The sequence below is a fragment of the Streptomyces kebangsaanensis genome, from assembly GCF_001906585.1.
In the GTDB taxonomy this organism is placed as follows: Bacteria; Actinomycetota; Actinomycetes; order Streptomycetales; family Streptomycetaceae; genus Streptomyces; species Streptomyces kebangsaanensis.
Genome location: NZ_JUJA01000056.1, coordinates 1 through 2,338, shown reverse-complemented (window position 1 = coordinate 2,338; position 2,338 = coordinate 1). Strand labels below are relative to the sequence as shown.

2 protein-coding genes are annotated in these 2,338 nt (G+C 73.3%); both read left to right on the top strand.

The features are described 5' to 3' along the window. Positions 1-117: 117 nt before the first annotated feature. Positions 118-582 carry a cobalamin B12-binding domain-containing protein gene (locus RH94_RS08000; RefSeq protein WP_073946936.1) on the top strand — a complete coding sequence of 155 codons (465 nt, stop codon included), beginning with the start codon at positions 118-120 and terminating at the stop codon, positions 580-582. Then, on the top strand, positions 579-2,338 hold a 1,760-nt coding region (locus RH94_RS07995; RefSeq protein ID WP_073946935.1), incomplete at its 3' end, for an acetyl/propionyl/methylcrotonyl-CoA carboxylase subunit alpha. The genes RH94_RS08000 and RH94_RS07995, both read left to right, overlap by 4 nt.

Below are 2,338 nucleotides of genomic sequence, written 5' to 3'. Positions count from 1 at the left end.
CCCGCCCCGCCGGTGCCTGGGCATCCCCTCGCCTTCTTCTGCGCACACCGCACACCTACGGCCCCGCCGGCTGGCTCGCGCCGGCCCTCCCCCAGTGAACTTCCGATCGGAGAAACCATGAACGCCCTGCGACAGCGCGCGGACCTCGGCGGCGCGGCGGCGCCGCCCCGACTGCGCGTGGTGATCGCCAAGCCCGGACTCGACGGCCACGACCGCGGCGCCAAGGTGATCGCCCGCGCCCTGCGCGACGCCGGCCATGAAGTGATCTACACCGGCCTGCACCAGACGCCGGAACAGATCGTCGCCACCGTCATCGCCGAGGACGCGCCCGTCCTGGGGCTCTCCGTCCTCTCGGGCGCCCACCTGACGATCGTGCAGCGCGTGATCGAGCTGCTGGCGCGGGAGGACGCGAGCGACGTGCGCATCCTGGTCGGCGGCATCATCCCGGACGCCGACGTGCGCACGCTCCAAGCCATGGGCGTCGACGCGGTGTTCACCCCGGGCGCGGACATCCGCGGGATCGTCGAGACCGTCGACGCGTTCAGCACCGGCCGGACGGACGTGCGGGAGGCGGCATGCTGACCAAGGTGCTCATCGCCAACCGTGGCGAAATCGCTGTCCGCGTGGCCCGGGCCTGCCGGGACGCCGGGATCGCGAGCGTGGCCGTCTACGCCGACCCGGACCGGGACGCTCTGCATGTCCGCGCCGCGGATGAGGCGTTCGCCCTGGGCGGTGACACCCCGGCCACCAGCTACCTGGACATCGACAAGGTCCTGAAGGCCGCCAAGGAATCCGGCGCGGACGCCATCCACCCCGGCTACGGCTTCCTCTCGGAGAACGCCGACTTCGCCCAGGCCGTCCTCGACGCCGGCCTGACCTGGATCGGCCCGCCCCCGCAGGCCATCCGCGACCTGGGCGACAAGGTCGCCGCCCGGCACATCGCCCAGCGCGCCGGCGCCCCCCTGGTCGCCGGCACCCCCGACCCCGTCGCCGGCGCCGACGAGGTCGTCGCCTTCGCCAAGCAGCACGGCCTGCCCATCGCCATCAAGGCCGCCTTCGGCGGCGGCGGCCGCGGCCTGAAGGTCGCCCGCACCCTGGAGGAGGTCCCCGAGCTGTACGACTCCGCCGTCCGCGAGGCCACCGCCGCCTTCGGCCGCGGCGAGTGCTTCGTCGAGCGCTACCTCGACCGCCCCCGCCACGTCGAGACCCAGTGCCTGGCCGACACCCACGGCAACGTCGTCGTCGTCTCCACCCGCGACTGCTCCCTGCAGCGCCGCCACCAAAAACTCGTCGAGGAGGCCCCCGCCCCCTTCCTCACCGACGAGCAGACCGCCGAGCTCTACCGCGCCTCCAAGGCCATCATGAAGGAGGCCGGCTACGTCGGCGCCGGCACCGTGGAATTCCTCGTCGGCCAGGACGGCACCATCTCCTTCCTCGAGGTCAACACCCGCCTGCAGGTCGAACACCCGGTCACCGAGGAGGTCGCCGGCCTCGACCTGGTCCGCGAGATGTTCCGCATCGCCGACGGCGAGCCGCTCGGCTACGACGACCCGCCGCTGCGCGGCCACTCCTTCGAGTTCCGCATCAACGGCGAGGACCCCGGCCGAGGCTTCCTGCCCGCCCCCGGCACCGTCACCCGCTTCGACGCGCCCACCGGCCCCGGCGTGCGCCTGGACGCCGGCGTGGAGTCCGGCTCCGTCATCGGCCCCGCCTGGGACTCCCTGCTCGCCAAGCTCATCGTCACCGGCCGCACCCGCGCCGAGGCCCTCCAGCGCGCCGCCCGCGCCCTGGACGAATTCCAGGTCGAGGGCATGGCCACCGCCCTGCCCTTCCACCGCGCGGTGGTGACCGACCCCGCCTTCGCCCCCGAACTCACCGGCAGCACCGAGCCGTTCACCGTCCACACCCGCTGGATCGAGACCGAGTTCACCAACGACATCAAGCCGTTCGCCGCCGCCGTGGACGGCGAGGCCGAGGAGGAGAGCAACCGCGAGACCGTCGTCGTCGAGGTCGGCGGCAAGCGCCTGGAGGTCTCCCTGCCCGCCTCCCTGGGCATGTCCCTGGCCCGCACCGGCCTGGCCGCCGGCGCCAAGCCCAAGCGCCGCGCCGCGAAGAAGACCGGCCCCGCCGCCTCCGGCGACACCCTCGCCTCCCCCATGCAGGGCACCATCGTCAAGGTCGCCGTCGAGGAGGGCCAGCAGGTCACCGAGGGCGACCTCGTCGTCGTCCTGGAGGCCATGAAGATGGAACAGCCCCTCAACGCCCACAGGAGCGGCACCGTCAAGGGCCTCACCGCCCAGGTCGGCGCCTCCCTCACCTCCGGCGCCCCCATCTGCGA

Bases quoted from the DNA above. Each gene is read 5' to 3' on its own strand.
- RH94_RS08000 (WP_073946936.1), top strand. From the start codon at position 118: ATGAACGCCCTGCGACAGCGCGCGGACCTCGGCGGCGCGGCGGCGCCG.